The sequence below is a fragment of the Escherichia sp. E2661 genome, from assembly GCF_004745185.1.
GTDB lineage: Bacteria > Pseudomonadota > Gammaproteobacteria > Enterobacterales > Enterobacteriaceae > Escherichia.
Map to the genome: position 1 here is coordinate 145,582 of NZ_PDIG01000033.1, position 17,208 is coordinate 162,789.

7 protein-coding genes and 5 pseudogenes are annotated in these 17,208 nt (G+C 52.9%); 7 read left to right on the top strand and 5 right to left on the bottom strand.

Going from position 1 to position 17,208, the window contains the following annotated elements:
- Positions 1 to 37 precede the first annotated feature (37 nt).
- The 6 genes and pseudogenes from gyrA to CRI63_RS16545 all read left to right on the top strand — a co-directional run bounded on the left by gyrA (position 38) and on the right by CRI63_RS16545 (position 12,094).
- Positions 38 to 2,666: pseudogene (gene gyrA / locus CRI63_RS16520) on the top strand (DNA topoisomerase (ATP-hydrolyzing) subunit A).
- Positions 2,667 to 2,814: 148 nt separating this feature from the next.
- A pseudogene (locus CRI63_RS16525) lies at positions 2,815 to 4,505 on the top strand (DUF2138 domain-containing protein).
- Positions 4,502 to 5,125 (top strand): DUF1175 domain-containing protein, encoded by a 624-nt coding sequence (locus CRI63_RS16530; RefSeq protein WP_135520145.1) that lies wholly within the window; start codon positions 4,502 to 4,504, stop codon positions 5,123 to 5,125. The pseudogene CRI63_RS16525 and the gene CRI63_RS16530 overlap by 4 nt, the downstream one beginning before the upstream one ends.
- A gap of 23 nt (positions 5,126 to 5,148) precedes the next feature.
- Complete coding sequence (locus tag CRI63_RS16535) at positions 5,149 to 9,663, top strand: alpha-2-macroglobulin (RefSeq protein ID WP_205713421.1); 4,515 nt, start codon at positions 5,149 to 5,151, stop codon at positions 9,661 to 9,663.
- Entirely contained in the window at positions 9,664 to 11,313 is a 1,650-nt protein-coding gene (locus CRI63_RS16540; protein ID WP_135520146.1) for a YfaQ family protein, read from the top strand.
- A gap of 4 nt (positions 11,314 to 11,317) precedes the next feature.
- Positions 11,318 to 12,094 carry a YfaP family protein gene (locus CRI63_RS16545; RefSeq protein WP_089521837.1) on the top strand — a complete coding sequence of 259 codons (777 nt, stop codon included), beginning with the start codon at positions 11,318 to 11,320 and terminating at the stop codon, positions 12,092 to 12,094.
- A gap of 73 nt (positions 12,095 to 12,167) precedes the next feature.
- On the opposite strand, the pseudogene atoB reads toward CRI63_RS16545, so the two are convergent.
- The 5 genes and pseudogenes from atoB to CRI63_RS16570 all read right to left on the bottom strand — a co-directional run.
- Positions 12,168 to 13,353: pseudogene (gene atoB, locus CRI63_RS16550) on the bottom strand (acetyl-CoA acetyltransferase).
- A 25-nt stretch (positions 13,354 to 13,378) separates the two neighbouring features.
- Positions 13,379 to 14,701: a TIGR00366 family protein gene (locus CRI63_RS16555; RefSeq protein WP_130217052.1), complete on the bottom strand. Its 1,323-nt coding sequence runs from the start codon at positions 14,699 to 14,701 to the stop codon at positions 13,379 to 13,381.
- A complete protein-coding gene (locus CRI63_RS16560) occupies positions 14,698 to 15,348 on the bottom strand; it encodes a 3-oxoacid CoA-transferase subunit B (protein WP_130217054.1) in 651 nt (216 codons plus the stop codon). The genes CRI63_RS16555 and CRI63_RS16560 overlap by 4 nt, the downstream gene beginning before the upstream one ends.
- A pseudogene (atoD, locus tag CRI63_RS16565) lies at positions 15,348 to 16,009 on the bottom strand (acetate CoA-transferase subunit alpha). The gene CRI63_RS16560 and the pseudogene atoD overlap by 1 nt, the downstream one beginning before the upstream one ends.
- A 195-nt stretch (positions 16,010 to 16,204) precedes the next feature.
- Positions 16,205 to 16,966, bottom strand: a pseudogene (locus CRI63_RS16570) (sigma 54-interacting transcriptional regulator); the annotation flags it as partial.
- Positions 16,967 to 17,048: 82 nt separating this feature from the next.
- On the opposite strand from CRI63_RS16570, the gene CRI63_RS16575 reads away from it, so the two are divergent.
- A partial coding sequence (locus tag CRI63_RS16575) for a transposase domain-containing protein (protein WP_205713423.1) occupies positions 17,049 to 17,208 on the top strand: 160 nt, incomplete at its 3' end.

Genomic DNA, 17,208 nt, shown 5'->3' on the forward strand with positions numbered 1-17,208 from the left:
CTTTGAATCCGGGATACAGTAGAGGGATAGCGGTTAGATGAGCGACCTTGCGAGAGAAATTACACCGGTCAACATTGAGGAAGAGCTGAAAAGCTCCTATCTGGATTATGCGATGTCGGTCATTGTTGGCCGTGCGCTGCCAGATGTCCGAGATGGCCTGAAGCCGGTACACCGTCGCGTACTTTACGCCATGAACGTACTAGGCAATGACTGGAACAAAGCCTATAAAAAATCTGCCCGTGTCGTTGGTGACGTAATCGGTAAATACCATCCCCATGGTGACTCGGCGGTCTATGACACGATCGTCCGCATGGCGCAGCCATTCTCGCTGCGTTATATGCTGGTAGACGGTCAGGGTAACTTCGGTTCTATCGACGGCGACTCTGCGGCGGCAATGCGTTATACGGAAATCCGTCTGGCGAAAATTGCCCATGAACTGATGGCCGATCTCGAAAAAGAGACGGTCGATTTCGTTGATAACTATGACGGCACGGAAAAAATTCCTGACGTCATGCCGACCAAAATTCCTAACCTGCTGGTGAACGGTTCTTCCGGTATCGCCGTAGGTATGGCAACCAACATCCCGCCGCACAACCTGACGGAAGTCATCAATGGTTGTCTGGCGTATATCGATGATGAAGACATCAGCGTTGAAGGGCTGATGGAACACATCCCGGGTCCGGACTTCCCGACGGCGGCAATCATTAACGGTCGTCGCGGTATTGAAGAAGCTTACCGTACCGGTCGCGGCAAGGTATACATCCGCGCCCGTGCAGAAGTGGAAGTCGACGCCAAAACCGGGCGTGAAACCATTATCGTCCACGAAATTCCGTATCAGGTGAACAAAGCGCGCCTGATCGAGAAGATTGCGGAACTGGTAAAAGAAAAAACGCGTGGAAGGCATCAGCGCGCTGCGTGACGAGTCTGACAAAGACGGCATGCGCATCGTGATTGAAGTGAAACGCGATGCGGTCGGTGAAGTGGTGCTCAACAACCTCTACTCCCAGACCCAGTTGCAGGTTTCTTTCGGTATCAACATGGTGGCATTGCACCATGGTCAGCCGAAGATCATGAACCTGAAAGACATCATCGCTGCGTTTGTTCGTCACCGCCGCGAAGTGGTGACCCGTCGTACCATTTTCGAACTGCGTAAAGCCCGCGACCGTGCGCATATCCTTGAAGCATTAGCCGTGGCGCTGGCAAACATCGACCCGATCATCGAGCTGATCCGTCATGCGCCGACGCCTGCAGAAGCGAAAACCGCGTTGGTTGCTAATCCGTGGCAGCTGGGCAACGTTGCCGCGATGCTCGAACGTGCTGGCGACGATGCTGCGCGTCCGGAATGGCTGGAGCCAGAGTTCGGCGTGCGTGATGGTCTGTACTACCTGACCGAACAGCAAGCTCAGGCGATTCTGGATCTGCGTTTGCAGAAACTGACCGGTCTTGAGCACGAAAAACTGCTCGACGAATACAAAGAGCTGCTGGATCAGATCGCGGAACTGTTGCGTATTCTTGGTAGCGCCGATCGTCTGATGGAAGTGATCCGCGAAGAGCTGGAGCTGGTTCGTGAACAGTTCGGTGACAAACGTCGTACTGAAATCACCGCCAACAGCGCAGACATCAACCTGGAAGATCTGATCACCCAGGAAGATGTCGTCGTCACGCTCTCTCACCAGGGCTACGTGAAGTATCAGCCGCTTTCTGAATACGAAGCGCAGCGTCGTGGCGGGAAAGGTAAATCTGCCGCACGTATTAAAGAAGAAGACTTTATCGACCGACTGCTGGTGGCGAACACTCACGATCATATCCTGTGCTTCTCCAGCCGCGGTCGCGTCTATTCGATGAAAGTTTACCAGTTGCCGGAAGCCTCTCGTGGCGCGCGCGGTCGTCCGATCGTCAACCTGCTGCCGCTGGAGCAGGACGAACGTATCACCGCGATCCTGCCGGTGACCGAGTTTGAAGAAGGCGTGAAAGTCTTCATGGCGACCGCTAACGGTACTGTGAAGAAAACCGTCCTCACCGAGTTCAACCGTCTGCGTACCGCCGGTAAAGTGGCGATCAAACTGGTTGAAGGCGATGAGCTGATCGGCGTTGACCTGACCAGTGGCGAAGATGAAGTAATGTTGTTCTCCGCCGAAGGTAAAGTGGTGCGCTTTAAAGAGTCTTCTGTCCGTGCGATGGGCTGCAACACCACCGGTGTTCGCGGTATTCGCTTAGGCGAAGGCGATAAAGTCGTCTCTCTGATCGTGCCGCGTGGCGATGGCGCCATCCTCACCGCAACGCAGAACGGTTATGGTAAACGTACCGCAGTGGCGGAATACCCAACCAAGTCGCGTGCGACGAAAGGGGTTATCTCCATCAAGGTTACCGAACGTAACGGTTTAGTGGTTGGCGCGGTGCAGGTAGATGATTGCGACCAGATCATGATGATCACCGATGCCGGTACGCTGGTACGTACTCGCGTTTCGGAAATCAGCATCGTTGGCCGTAACACCCAGGGCGTGATCCTCATCCGTACTGCGGAAGATGAAAACGTAGTGGGTCTGCAGCGTGTTGCTGAACCGGTTGACGAAGAAGATCTGGATACCATCGACGGCAGTGCCGCGGAAGGGGACGATGAAATCGCTCCGGAAGTGGACGTTGACGACGAACCGGAAGAAGAATAATTTCATCGCTTCATGACTGAAGGGAGTAAACATCCCTTCTTCGAAATGAAAAGTCCAGGCTGCAAAGTCTGGGCTTTTGTCGTATTAGGGCGCGCTAAAGGGCGAGTTCGTTCGTCAAAAATGACGGTTATACACAAGGAATGTGGCAATGAGCGGTGAAAAAAAGGCGAAAGGCTGGCAGTTTTATGGCCTTGTAGGTGTCGGTGTTGTTGCGCTCCTTTCCGCGGGCGTCTGGGCATTGCAATACACTGGCAGTGGTCCAGAAAAAAACGTTGTCGCCGCTGGTAGTGCACAATAATTTGCAAATCGATCTCAATGAACCTGACCTCTTTCTCGATAGCGACTCTCTAAGCCAGCTTCCCAAAGATCTCCTTACTATTCCTTTTCTCCACGATGTCCTGAGTGAAGATTTCGTTTTCTATTATCAGAATCATGCCGATCGTCTGGGCATTGAAGGCAGTATTCGCCGCATTGTCTATGAACACGATCTCACGCTGAAAGATAAGCTCTTTTCGTCGCTCTTAGACCAGCCCGCGCAGGCGGCACTGTGGCACGATAAACAAGGCCATCTTTCACATTATATGGTGCTTATTCAGCGTAGTGGCTTGAGCAAGTTGCTGGAGCCATTGCTGTTTGCTGCTACCAGCGACAGCCAATTAAGCAAGACGGAAATCAGTAGTATTAAGCTAAATAGTGAAACCATCCCTGTTTATCAGTTGCGCTATAACGGCAATAACGCCCTGATGTTCGCGACATATCAGGACAAGATGCTGGTGTTTTCCAGCACGGATATGTTGTTTAAAGATGACCAGCAGGATACCGAAGCCACGGCGATCGCAAGTGATTTGTTGAGCGGTAAAAAACGTTGGCAAGCCAGCTTCGGTCTGGAAGAGCGTGCTGCCGAAAAAAACGCCAGTACGCCAGCGCATCGTGGTCAGTGCAAATTTGCTGGGTTTTGGCTACCAGCGATTAATGCCTTCTTTTGCTGGCGTACGCTTCGAAATGAGCAACGACGGCTGGCATAGCTTTCTGGCGTTAAATGATGAATCCGCTAGTGTGGATGCCAGTTTCGATTTTATGCCGGTATGGAGCAGTATGCCTGCCGGGGCCAGCTTCTGCGTGGCGGTGCCTTACTCGCACGGTATTGCTGAAGAGATGCTCTCACAAATCGCTCAGGAAAACGACAAGTTGAATGGGGCATTAGATGGTGCCGCCGGGCTGTGCTGGTATGAGGATTCAAAACTGCAAACCCCGCTGTTTGTTGGTCAGTTTGATGGCACTGACGAACAGGCGCCATTGCCAGGGAAACTGTTTACCCAAAATATTGGTGCTCGTGAAAGCAAAGCGCCAGAAGGCGTATTACCGGTAACTCAAACTCAGCAGGGCGAAGCGCAAATCTGGCGTCGCGAAGTGAGTTCCCGATACGGTCAGTATCCGAAAGCGCAGGCGGCGCAACCAGATCAATTAATGTCGGATTATTTTTTCCGCGTGTCGCTGGCGATGCAAAACAAAACGCTGCTTTTCTCCCTCGATGACACGCTGGTTAATAACGCGCTGCAAACACTGAATAAAACCCGCCCGGCAATGGTGGATGTGATACCCACTGATGGCGTCGTTCCGGTCTATATCAATCCACAAGGAATGGCGAAACTGCTGCGTAACGAAACGCTGACCAGTCTGCCGAAGAATCTCGAACCGGTTTTTTATAACGCCGCACAAACTTTATTAATGCCGAAACTGGACGCTTTATCGCAACAGCCTCGTTATGTCATGAAGCTGGACCAGATGAAACCGGGCGCCGCCTGGCAATGGTTACCAATCAACTGGCAGCCATTATGAGGCGTGGACTGCTGGCACTGATTTGCTGGCTGTGTTGTTTTTGCGTTCAGAGTGAAATGCTGAATGTCGAACAATCGGGGCTGTTTCGTGCCTGGTTTGTGCGCATTGCGCAGGAACAGCTACGCCAGGGGCCAAGTCCACGTTGGTATCAGCAGGATTGCGCAGGCCTGGTGCGCTTTGCAGCGAACGAGTCGCTGAAAGTTCATGATAGCAAATGGCTAAAAAGTAACGGTCTGTCAAACCAGTATCTACCGCCAGAGATGACGCTAACACCTGAGCAACGACAACTGGCACAAAACTGGAACCAGGGGAACGGGAAAACCGGACCCTATGTGACCGCGATTAATTTGATTCAGTACAACAGCCAGTTTATTGGCCAGGACATAAACCAGGCACTGCCTGGCGATATGATTTTTTTCGATCAGGGCGATGCCCAGCACTTAATGGTCTGGATGGGGCGTTACGTCATCTACCACACCGGAAGCGCCACGAAAACTGACAACGGAATGCGCGCAGTCAGTCTGCAACAACTTATGACATGGAAGGACACCCGATGGATACCCAACGATTCCAATCCCAATTTCATTGGCATTTATCGTTTAAATTTTCTGGCGCAATAGCGGCCTGCCTGTGCCTGTCTCTTGTGGGGGCGGGGCTTGTTAATGCTGACGATTCGCTTCCTTCCAGCAACTATGCGCCGCCAGCCGGGGGAACGTTCTTTTTGCTCGCTGACAGCAGTTTTAGCAGCAGCGAAGAGGCGAAAGTGCGGCTAGAAGCGCCGGGGCGCGATTATCAACGTTATCAGATGGAAGAGTACGGCGGCGTGGATGTTCGCCTGTATCGTATTCCTGATCCGATGGCATTTCTGCGCCAGCAGAAAAACCTGCACCGCATTGTGGTACAACCGCAGTATCTGGGTGACGGTCTGAACAATACGCTAACCTGGCTGTGGGATAACTGGTACGGCAAATCTCGCCGTGTCATGCAGCGTTCTTTCTCTTATCAGTCACGGCAGAATGTGACCCAGGCATTACCGGAATTGCAGCTCGGCAATGCCATCATCAAACCTTCCCGTTATGTACAAAACAGCCAGTTTTCACCGCTGAAGAAATATCCACTGGTGGAACAGTTCCGTTATCCACTATGGCAGGCAAAACCGGTTGAGCCGCAGCAAGGGGTAAAACTGGAAGGCGCATCCAGTAACTTCATCTCGCCGCAGCCTGGCAACATTTATATTCCTCTCGGCAAACAAGAGCCGGGGCTGTATCTCGTCGAAGCGATGGTGGGTGGTTATCGGGCAACAACGGTGGTGTTTGTCTCCAATACCGTGGCGTTGAGTAAAGTGTCGGGTAACGAGCTTCTGGTGTGGACCGCTGGCAAAAAGCAGGGGGAAGCGAAGCCTGGATCAGAAATCCTGTGGACTGACGGTCTTGGCGTGATGACCCGAGGCGTCACCAATGACAGCGGCACCTTGCAGTTACAACATATATCGCCTGAACGTTCATACATTCTGGGTAAAGATGCTGAAGGCGGCGTTTTTGTCTCCGAGAACTTCTTCTACGAAAGCGAAATCTACAATACCCGCTTGTATATCTTTACCGATCGCCCTCTATACCGCGCAGGCGACCGTGTTGATGTCAAAGTGATGGGCCGCGAGTTCCACGACCCGCTGCATTCATCCCCTATCGTCAGCGCACCGGCGAAGCTTTCAGTGCTGGACGCCAACGGTAGCCTGTTGCAAACCGTCGATGTCACGCTTGATGCGCGCAATGGCGGGCAGGGGAGTTTCCGCTTGCCAGAAAATGCCGTTGCCGGAGGTTATGAGTTACGCCTGGCTTACCGCAAGCAGGTCTATAGCAGCAGTTTTCGCGTGGCAAACTACATCAAACCACATTTCGAAATTGGTTTAGCTCTCGACAGAAAAGATTTCAAAACTGGCGAAGCGGTCAGCGGCAAACTGCAACTGCTCTACCCGGATGGCGAGCCGGTAAAAAATGCCCGCGTGCAGTTAAGTTTGCGCGCTCAACAACTTTCGATGGTCGGTAACGATTTGCGTTATGCCGGGCGCTTCCCTGTGTCGCTTGAAGGCAGTGAAACAGTTTCAGACGCCAGCGGTCATGTGGCGTTAAATCTTCCCGCAGCAGATAAACCGAGCCGCTATTTACTGACCGTCTCTGCCAGCGACGGTGCGGCATATCGTGTTACCACAACCAAAGAGATCCTCATTGAACGCGGTCTGGCGCATTACTCTCTAAGCACCGCCGCACAATACAGTAATAGCGGCGAGTCGGTTGTTTTCCGTTATGCCGCGCTGGAATCTTCAAAGCAGGTTCCTGTTAAGTATGAGTGGTTACGTCTGGAAGACCGAACAAGCCACAGCGGAGATCTACCGTCTGGCGGTAAATCCTTCACCGTTAATTTCGAAAAACCTGGCAACTACAATCTGACATTACGCGATAAAGACGGCTTAATTCTCGCCGGGTTAAGCCATGCCGTCAGCGGTAAGGGCAGCACGGCGCATACTGGTACGGTAGACATCGTGGCGGATAAAACGCTGTACCAGCCAGGCGAAACCGCGAAGATGCTGATTACCTTCCCGGAGCCAATTGATGAAGCGTTATTGACGCTGGAACGCGATCGCGTGGAACAGCAGTCGCTGCTATCGCATCCGGCAAACTGGCTGACGCTACAACGCTTAAACGATACCCAGTATGAAGCCCGCGTTCCGGTGAGCAATTCCTTTGCGCCTAACATCACTTTTTCGGTGCTGTATACCCGTAACGGTCAGTACAGTTTTCAGAACGCCGGGATCAAAGTTGCCGTTCCCCAGCTGGATATCCGGGTGAAAACGGACAAAACCCATTACCAGCCAGGTGAACTGGTCAATGTCGAATTAACCTCGTCGCTGAAAGGTAAACCTGTTTCTGCGCAGCTAACGGTTGGCGTGGTCGATGAAATGATCTACGCGCTGCAACCGGAAATCGCGCCGAGTATCGGCAAATTTTTCTATCCGCTGGGGCGTAACAATGTACGCACCAGTTCCAGCCTGTCATTTATCAGCTACGATCAGGCGCTCTCCAGCGAGCCGGTTGCGCCTGGCGCGACTAACCGCAGCGAGCGGCGAGTAAAAATGCTTGAACGTCCACGGCGTGAAGAGGTGGATACCGCGGCATGGATACCGTCGCTAACCACGGATAAACAAGGCAAAGCGTACTTTACATTCCTGATGCCGGATTCGTTAACGCGCTGGCGCATTACCGCTCGAGGGATGAACGGCGACGGACTGGTCGGGCAGGGGCGTGCTTATCTGCGTTCGGAAAAAAATCTCTACATGAAGTGGAGTATGCCAACGGTCTATCGCATGGGCGACAAACCGGCGGCAGGACTGTTTATCTTCAGTCAGCAGGATAACGAACCGGTGGCGCTGGTGACTAAATTTGCGGGCGCTGAGATGCGCCAGACGCTGACGCTGCACAAAGGGGCGAATTATATTTCGCTGACGCAGAACATTCAGCAATCTGGCTTGTTAAGCGCAGAACTGCAACAAAATGGGCAAGTGCAGGACAGCATTAGCACAAAACTGTCTTTTGTTGATAACAGCTGGCCCGTTGAACAGCAGAAAAACGTCATGCTCGGCGGTGGCGATAACGCGCTGATGTTGCCCGAGCAGGCGAGCAATATCCGGCTACAAAGTAGCGAAACGCCGCAGGAGATTTTCCGTAACAATCTTGATGCGTTAATAGAGGAACCCTGGGGGGGCGTGATCAACACCGGTAGCCGTCTGATCCCGCTCAGTCTTGCCTGGCGTTCGCTTGCCGATCATCAAAGTGCCGCCGCTAACGACATTCGTCAGATGATTCAGGATAACCGTCTGCGGCTGATGCAACTGGCGGGGCCAGGAGCGCGCTTTACCTGGTGGGGTGAAGATGGCAATGGCGATGCATTCCTCACGGCATGGGCATGGTACGCCGACTGGCAGGCCAGCCAGGCGCTCGGCGTAACGCAACAACCGGAATACTGGCAACATATGCTCGACAGCTACGCGGAGCAGGCGGATAACATGCCGTTATTGCATCGGGCGCTGGTGCTGGCGTGGGCGCAGGAGATGAATCTGCCGTGCAAAACGTTGTTGAAAGGGTTGGATGAAGTTATCGCCCGGCGCGGAACTAAAACAGAAGATTTCTCTGAGGAATACACCAGCGATATCAATGACAGTTTGATCCTCGATACACCGGAATCTCCGCTGGCAGATGCGGTGGCAAACGTCTTAACCATGACGTTGCTGAAAAAAGCGCAGTTGAAGTCCACTGTGATGCCCCAGGTTCAGCAATATGCGTGGGATAAAGCGGCAAGCAGCAATCAGCCGCTGGCGCACACGGTTGTGCTGCTCAATAGCGGTGGCGACACCACCCAGGCGGCCGCTATTTTAAGTGGTTTGACCGCTGAGCAATCCACTATTGAGCGCGCGCTGGCCATGAACTGGCTGGCGAAATATATGGCGACGATGCATCCAGTTGTGTTGCCTGCGCCTGCGGGCGCATGGGCCAAACATAAGTTAACCGGAGGGGGCGAATACTGGCGTTGGGTGGGTCAGGGCGTGCCGGAAATTCTCTCTTTGGGTGACGAATTACCGCCGCAAAACGTGCAGGTCCGCTGGCGTGAACCGATAAAAACGGCTCAACAAAGTAATATTCCGGTGACCGTTGAACGCCAGTTGTATCTGCTTATCCCCGGTGATGAAGAAATGAGTTTTACGTTGCAGCCGGTGACCAGCAATGAGATTAACAGCGATGCGCTGTATCTCGATGAAATCACGCTTACCAGCGAGCAGGATGCAGTTCTGCGCTACGGTCAGGTGGAAGTCCCACTGCCGCCGGGAGCCGATGTTGAACGGACAACGTGGGGCATTTCGGTCAATAAACCCAACGCCGCGAAACAGCAGGGGCAATCGCTGGAAAAAGCGCGTAATGAAATGGGCGAACTGGCCTATATGGTGCCGGTGAAAGAACTGACGGGAACGGTCACTTTCCGCCATCTGCTGCGCTTCTCACAAAAAGGGCAATTCGTTCTGCCGCCTGCTCGCTATGTGCGTTCCTATGCACCTGCGCAGCAAAGTGTTGCGGCAGGGAGCGAATGGACCGGAATGCAGGTGAAATAAGTGAACTGGCGCAGAGTCGTTTGGCTATTAACGCTGGTTACCCTGCCGACGTTTGCACAGGAGAAGCCGTTACAACTGGCGCTGCGGGGCGCGCAGCATGACCAACTGTATCAGTTATCGTCGTCAGGCGTGACAAATGTCTCGACGTTACCTGACACGCTCACCACGCCGTTAGGGAGTTTGTGGAAACTGTATGTTTACGCCTGGCTGGAGGATACCCATCAACCGGAGCAGCCCTACCAGTGTCGCGGAAACTCCCCGGAAGAGGTTTATTGTTGCCAGGCGGGGGAGAGCATAACGCGCGATACCGCGCTGGTACGCTCCTGTGGACTCTATTTTGCACCGCAGCGGTTGCACATTAGTGCAGATGTATGGGGGCAATACTGGCAACCGCGTCAGGCTCCGGCGTGGTTAGCATCTCTTTCTACGCTGAAACCAGAAACGTCGGTAACCGTTACATCGCTGCTTGATTCATTAGCGACGTTACCCGCGCAAAACAAAGCTCAGGAAGTCTTACTGGATGTGGTGTTGGACGAGGCGAAAATTGGTGTTGCGTCTATGCTCGGTAGTCGTGTGCGGGTGAAAACCTGGAGCTGGTTTGCCGATGATAAACAGGAAATCCGCCAGGGTGGTTTTGCCGGATGGTTAACTGATGGCACGCCGCTGTGGGTTGCAGGTGGCGGCACCAGCAAAACGGTACTAACCCGTTATGCGACGGTACTTAATCAGGTTTTGCCTGTGCCGACGCAAGTTGCCAGCGGGCAATGTGTACTGGTGGATCTGTTTGCTCGCTATCCGTTGAAAAAAGTCACTGAGGAAAAGAGCTCGACGGCAGTAAAACCTGGTGTGCTCAATGGGCGTTATCGTGTGACGTTCGCCAATGGTAACCACATTACGTTTGTTAGCCGTGGTGAGACGACGTTACTTACAGAGAAGGGCAAACTGAAATTACAGTCGCATCTCGATCGTGAAGAGTATGTTGCCAGAGTTCTGGATCGCGAAGCGAAAAGCACGCCTCCTGAAGCAGCGAAAGCCATGACCGTGGCGATTCGCACGTTTTTACAGCAAAATGCCGATCGGGAAGGCGATTGCCTGACCATCCCGGACAGCAGCGCCACGCAGCGTGTTTCTGCTTCGCCAGCTACCACGGGGGCGCGAACGATGACCGCCTGGACGCAGGATCTCATCTATGCGGGCGATCCGGTTCATTATCACGGCAGCCGTGCTGCCGAAGGCACGTTATCCTGGCGTAAAGCCACGGTCCAGGCGGTGCAAGGTGAACGTTACGATCAGATACTCGCCTTTGCTTATCCCGATAACAGCCTTAGTCGCTGGGGAGCTCCACGCTCCACTTGCCAGATTTTGCCAAAAGCGAAAGCCTGGCTGGCGAAAAAAATGCCCCAGTGGCGACGCGTGTTACAAGGCGAGACGGGTTACAACGAACCAGATGTATTTGCGGTTTGCCGTTTAGCCTCGGGATTCCCCTTTACCGATCGGCAGCAGAAACGGCTGTTTATTCGTAACTTCTTTACGCTTCAGGATCGTCTTGATTTAACCCATGAGTATCTTCACCTGGCCTTTGATGGTTATCCCACCGGGCTTGATGAGAACTATATCGAAACGCTGACCCGACAATTATTAATGGACTAATGCTATGCGAAAGATTTTTCTTCCGTTGTTACTGGTGGCGCTTTCGCCTGTCGCTCACAGTGAAGGTGTGCAGGAAGTCGAGATTGATGCACCGCTCTCTGGCTGGCATCCGGCAGAGGGCGAAGATGCCAGTTTTTCACAGTCGATCAATTACCCCGCGTCATCTGTCAACATGGCTGATGATCAAAATATCTCTGCGCAAATCCGCGGCAAAATAAAAAATTATGCTGCGGCGGGAAAAGTCCAGCAGGGGCGACTGGTGGTCAACGGTGCCAGTATGCCGCAGAGAATTGAATCCGATGGTTCATTTGCACGCCCTTATATTTTCACGGAAGGCAGTAACAGCGTGCAGGTCATCAGCCCCGATGGGCAAAGCCGACAAAAAATGCAGTTTTACTCTACGCCGGGGGCTGGAGCGATTCGCGCGCGTTTACGGCTGGTTCTCTCGTGGGATACGGACAATACCGACCTCGATCTTCATGTCGTTACGCCTGACGGTGAACATGCCTGGTACGGTAACACGGTGCTGAAAAACAGTGGTGCACTGGATATGGATGTCACGACGGGGTACGGACCCGAGATTTTCGCCATGCCAGCGCCGATTCACGGGCGCTATCAGGTGTATATCAACTACTACGGCGGGCGCAGCGAAACGGAATTAACTACCGCCCAATTGACGCTGATCACCGATGAAGGATCGGTCAATGAGAAACAGGAAACTTTTATTGTACCGATGCGTAATGCTGGCGAGCTGACGCTGGTGAAAAGTTTTGACTGGTGATTAATGGGGTTACCTTCGCTGCCGATGTTCAAGAAAACGCCCGATAACTTTCGCTATCGGGCGTTTTTGTTCGTTAATTCAACCGTTCAATCACCATGGCAATTCCCTGGCCGCCACCAATGCACAGTGTTGCCAGCCCCAGCGTTTTATCGCGTGCCTGCATTGCATGTAATAGTGTGACCAGAATACGAGCACCACTGGCACCGATAGGATGCCCCAGCGCGATGGCCCCGCCGTTGACATTCACTTTCTCAGGATCAAAGCCCAGGGTTTTCCCAACGGCAAGGAACTGCGCGGCAAATGCTTCATTAGCTTCGATGAGATCAATGTCTGCCAGTTGTACGCCCCGCCAGTTGTAACGCTTTTTGCGTGGCAGGTACTGGCCCCATACCCATCAATGCGGGGGGCACGCCACCGCTGGCATAACTTTTAATGCGAGCCAGGGGGGTAAGGCCTGCTGCCAGCGCCGCAGATTCTTCCATAATCACCAGTGCGGCAGCACCGTCGTTAATGCCAGACGCGTTCCCGGCGGTGACTGTTCCTGCTTTATCGAAGGCCGGGCGCAATGCGCCTAACGCTTCAGCCGTAGAATCCACTTTCGGGAATTCGTCTTGACTGAAGACGAGGGTTTTCTTCCGGGTGACAACATTAACCGGGACGATTTCGGCTGTAAAAGCACCGGACTCAATTGCTGCCGCCGCTTTACGCTGTGAATGTAGCGCCAGTTCATCCTGCATTTCACGGGTAATCCCGTACTCTTTAGCCACGTTTTCGGCGGTAATTCCCATATGATAACCATGGGTGGCGCACATCAGGCCATCGCGCAGGATTACGTCATAAACCTGCCCGTTTCCCAGTCGATAACCAGAACGTGCTTTTGCATCGAGTAAGTAGGGCGCCAAACTCATGTTCTCCATTCCACCTGCTACGATGCTCTGCGCCTGACCTGCCTGAATCGCCTGGGCGGCAAGCGCCACGCTTTTCAGACCTGAACCGCACACTTTATTGACCGTGAAGCCGCATATCGTTTCTGCCAGTCCGCTTTTTAGCAGTGCCTGACGTGCCGGATTTTGCCCCAGCCCGGCTTGCAACACGTTACCCATAATCACTTCATCAACGTGTTGTGAATCGATATTTGCGCGTTCTATAGCGGCCTGGATCACCGTTGCCCCCAGGTCGATGGCGCTGGTGGAGGCGAGTGAACCGTTAAAGCTACCGATGGCAGTACGTACCGCACTGACGATGACACAATTTTTCATTTTTCTTCCTTTTATAAAGTTGCCGTCAGAACAGCGTTAAACCAATAACGAAAATGACGCCGGAGAAGAGCAGGGCAGTGATGCAATAGCCCATGATGTCGCGGACACCGAGTCCGGCTATTGCCAGTGCAGGTAGCGCCCAGAACGGTTGTGCCATGTTCATCCACTGTTCACCGTAAGCTATCGCCATTACTGATTTACCCAGATCGGCCCCTAGCGCCTGCGCGGCAGGAAGGACGAATGGCCCCTGAATAACCCAGTGTCCACCGCCAGAAGGCACGGCGAAGTTAATTAGCGCAGAGCTAAAAAAGGTCATCAGCGGGAAGGTATCTTTGTTGGCGACATTGATGAAAAATTCGGTGATCAGGCCACCGAGGCCGGAGTGTTCCATCATTAACTGGATCCCGGCATAGAAGGGGAATTGCACCAGAATCCCGGCAGTACTGCGCGCAGCCGCACTTACCGCCCGCATATAGGCCATCGGCGTTTTATGCAACAACAGACCGGCAATCATAAACATCAGGTTGACGGTGTTGATGGTGATGTTGAATCCCTTCTCGGAGAAGTACAGCACCAGATAAGCAATGCCCAGAGCACCAATAATCAACGCCAGGATGCGACTTTCTTCCAGTTTCTCTGAAGGTGGGGCGTCTGCAGGGAGCTTCTTCTGGAAATCCGCTTCTTCCAACAACAGCTTCGGATCGATACTCACCACGTCGGAAGGCTTAGGCGTCATCATGCGGGTGATAAACGGCATCACCACAATCAGGGCCAGGGTGATAAAGATGTTGTAGCCAGTAAACAGGGTATCGCTGACCGGAATTAACCCTGCGACGTGCTCAACGGGATTCCCCGGTGTTGCTGCCAGTAGCGGCATTGAGCCGGAAAAACCACCGCCCCAGGTGAGAAAGCCGATATAGGCGCAAGCGATCAACAACGGATAGTCGGAGCCTGGTACCCGACGTGCAACTTCGCGAGCAAACATTGCGCCAACCACCAGACCGAATCCCCAGTTGATTACGCAGGCGACGGAACCAAAAAAGGTGACTAACATGACCCCTTGGGTAGGCGTTTTGGCTGCTGACGCCGCAGTACGTAACAAACTTTTCACCGGACCAGAACTGGCGAGCGCATGTCCGGTCACGATGATGAGCGCCATCTGCATCCCGAATGCCAGCAGATTCCAGAAGCCGTCACCCCATAGTTTCACCATGCTGAGAGGGGTTTGTGGCGTTAACCAGAGAGCTACGGCAAAGGTGATTAATGTCAGTAGCATGGCGAAGATCAGGGGATCGGGAAGCCAGCGACTGACAAAGCGCGTCATAAAACGCGAGATGCGACCGATCATAGCGCCCCCTGTGGGAGCAAAAGATCATCAGCGACGGCGAACTGCGCTTCAGTTTTGGCACGCACAGTTTCTAAATCACAACCTTCGGCAATTTCAGTGAGCCACATCTTGCCATCGATAAAGCGGAACACCGCCAGTTCTGTCACCAGCATATGAACTGCGTGAAGCGCGGTTAGCGGCATGGTGCATTGACGTAAAATTTTTGCTGAACCATCTTTGGCGCAATGTTCCATGGCAATGATCACTTTGCGCGACCCGGTCACCAGATCCATCGCACCACCCATACCAGGCACCATTTTTCCTGGCACGACCCAGTTGGCGAGATTGCCTTGTTCATCGACCTGTAAGCCACCGAGTACACAGGCATCAATATGACCACCACGAATCAGCGCAAATGACATCGCGCTGTCGAACATCGCCGCGCCGGGTAAAACGCCACACGGCTGTCCGCCTGCGTTCACCAGATCGGGATGTGCTGTCGTGACCGGGCCTAAACCGAGGAAGCCGTTTTCCGATTGCAGAGTGATATGAATACCCTCCGGTAAATAATTGGCGACCATTGTGGGTAAACCGATCCCTAAGTTAACGATGTCACCATCACAAAGTTCCTGCGCCACGCGGCGCGCAATACGTTGTTTCGCGTCCATTATTTGCTCTCCTGTGGAATGATGATGTGGTCGATAACAGCGCCGGGGGTGATAATGTGGTCAGGTTGCAATTCGCCGGTGTCGACCAGTTCGTCGGGTTCCACCAGCGTGATGTCTGCTGCGAGAGCAATCAGGGGGTTAAAGTTGCGGGCGCTGAGTTGGTAGGTGAGGTTTCCGAGTGCGTCGCAACGGTGGGCGCGGATCAACGCCAGGTCTGCCCGCAATGGACGTTCAAGCAACCAGGTTTTGCCATCGAGGGTGAGCGTTTGTTTGCCTTCTTCGACGACGGTGCCGACACCGGTTGGGGTGAGAAAACCACCAAGTCCGGCACCGCCACAGCGAATTTGCTCAATCAATGTACCTTGCGGTACGAGAACGACCTCCATTTCGCCAGAATCATGCGCCGTCCGGTTTCCGGGTTAGTGCCAATATGTGAAGCGATGACTTTGCTGACCCGACCGTTGACAATCAGCGGGCCAGTACCAGTATCAATAAATGCCGTGTCATTGGCGATTAAGGTCAGATCCCTGACACCGGATTCCAGTAATGCCTCAACGAGGCGGGGAGGCGTGCCAATTCCCATAAAACCGCCAACCATAATGGTCATGCCATCACGAAAGAAGCTGGCGGCGTCCTCTATGCTCATCAATTTTGTTTTCATTTTTTATCCCTCTTGAATACACCGTTGTGGGTACACAGAAGGCATAGCAAGGGGAGTGCCAGAATGAAATTATGCGAAAATAATTTCTAATAGATTGAAAATATTGAAATAAAAAGGAAGGAGGTGGTGAGGGGATATTGCACTGCTATGCAGGATTTTGCGCACTGTGCAAATTTCTGCATAGCAGTTTTTGTCTTACGCACCGGCTGGATCAATGCCGTATTCTTGCAGTTTGTACATTAAGGCACGGCGACTGATACCGAGCATCAGCGCGGTGCGAGTACGGTTTCCTTCTTGTTGCTCCAGCACTTCAATAATAATCCGTTTCTCTTCGCGCTTAATTTCTTCTTTGAGATTGCGCTCGCCCGGTGGCGTGCTTTTCACATCGTGATTCATACAGACAGGCTGGCGAAATTGTGGTGGTAGATCTTCTGCAAAAATCACCGGCCCCGAGTTCATTACCACGGCGCGTTCAATGACGTTAGAAAGCTCACGGATATTGCCAGGCCATGACCAGGCGGTAAGCAATGACATTGCGCTGGGGTCGATTTCGATAATATCGCGTTGGTTTTCGCTACTGAATTTTTGCAAAAAATGATTGGCTAAGAGGGAAATGTCTTCTCGTCTCTCGCGAAGTGGCGGCAACATTAAATGAATCACGTTGAGTCGATAAAAGAGATCTTCACGGAAAGTTCCTTCTTTTACCATCGCGTCCAGGTTGCGATTGGTAGCGGCTATGATGCGAATATCGACTTTGATGGTTTGATGGCCGCCTATGCGTTCAAATTCCCTCTCCTGCAAAATGCGCAACAATTTAGCCTGCAATACCAACGGCATTTCACCAATTTCATCAAGGAATAATGTGCCGCTGTCGGCACGCTCAAACAGTCCCTGGCGCAGGGTCAGTGCACCGGTAAATGCGCCTTTTTCATGACCAAAAAGTTCGCTTTCCAGCATAATGCCGATCAGTTAAGGATCGGTTGACCGATCCTTAAACTGCGGCACTATAACGGCTTCCACAACAGGGAGCCGTTTTCTTATGCCACTTCTAAATGATCTGCTCGATTTCAGTGACCATCCGCTTATGCCACCGCCCTCTGCACAACTGTTTGCAGAGCACCTTCCCGTCGAGTGGATACAGCACTGTCTGACGCTTTCTGCGCATGCGACCGTTCGCCGCCGTCGTTTACCGGGGGACA

Bases quoted from the DNA above. Each gene is read 5' to 3' on its own strand.
- CRI63_RS16545 (WP_089521837.1), top strand. From the start codon at position 11,318: ATGCGAAAGATTTTTCTTCCGTTGTTACTGGTGGCGCTTTCGCCTGTC.
- CRI63_RS16555 (WP_130217052.1), bottom strand. From the start codon at position 14,701: ATGATCGGTCGCATCTCGCGTTTTATGACGCGCTTTGTCAGTCGCTGG.
- CRI63_RS16530 (WP_135520145.1), top strand. From the start codon at position 4,502: ATGAGGCGTGGACTGCTGGCACTGATTTGCTGGCTGTGTTGTTTTTGC.
- CRI63_RS16560 (WP_130217054.1), bottom strand. From the start codon at position 15,348: ATGGACGCGAAACAACGTATTGCGCGCCGCGTGGCGCAGGAACTTTGT.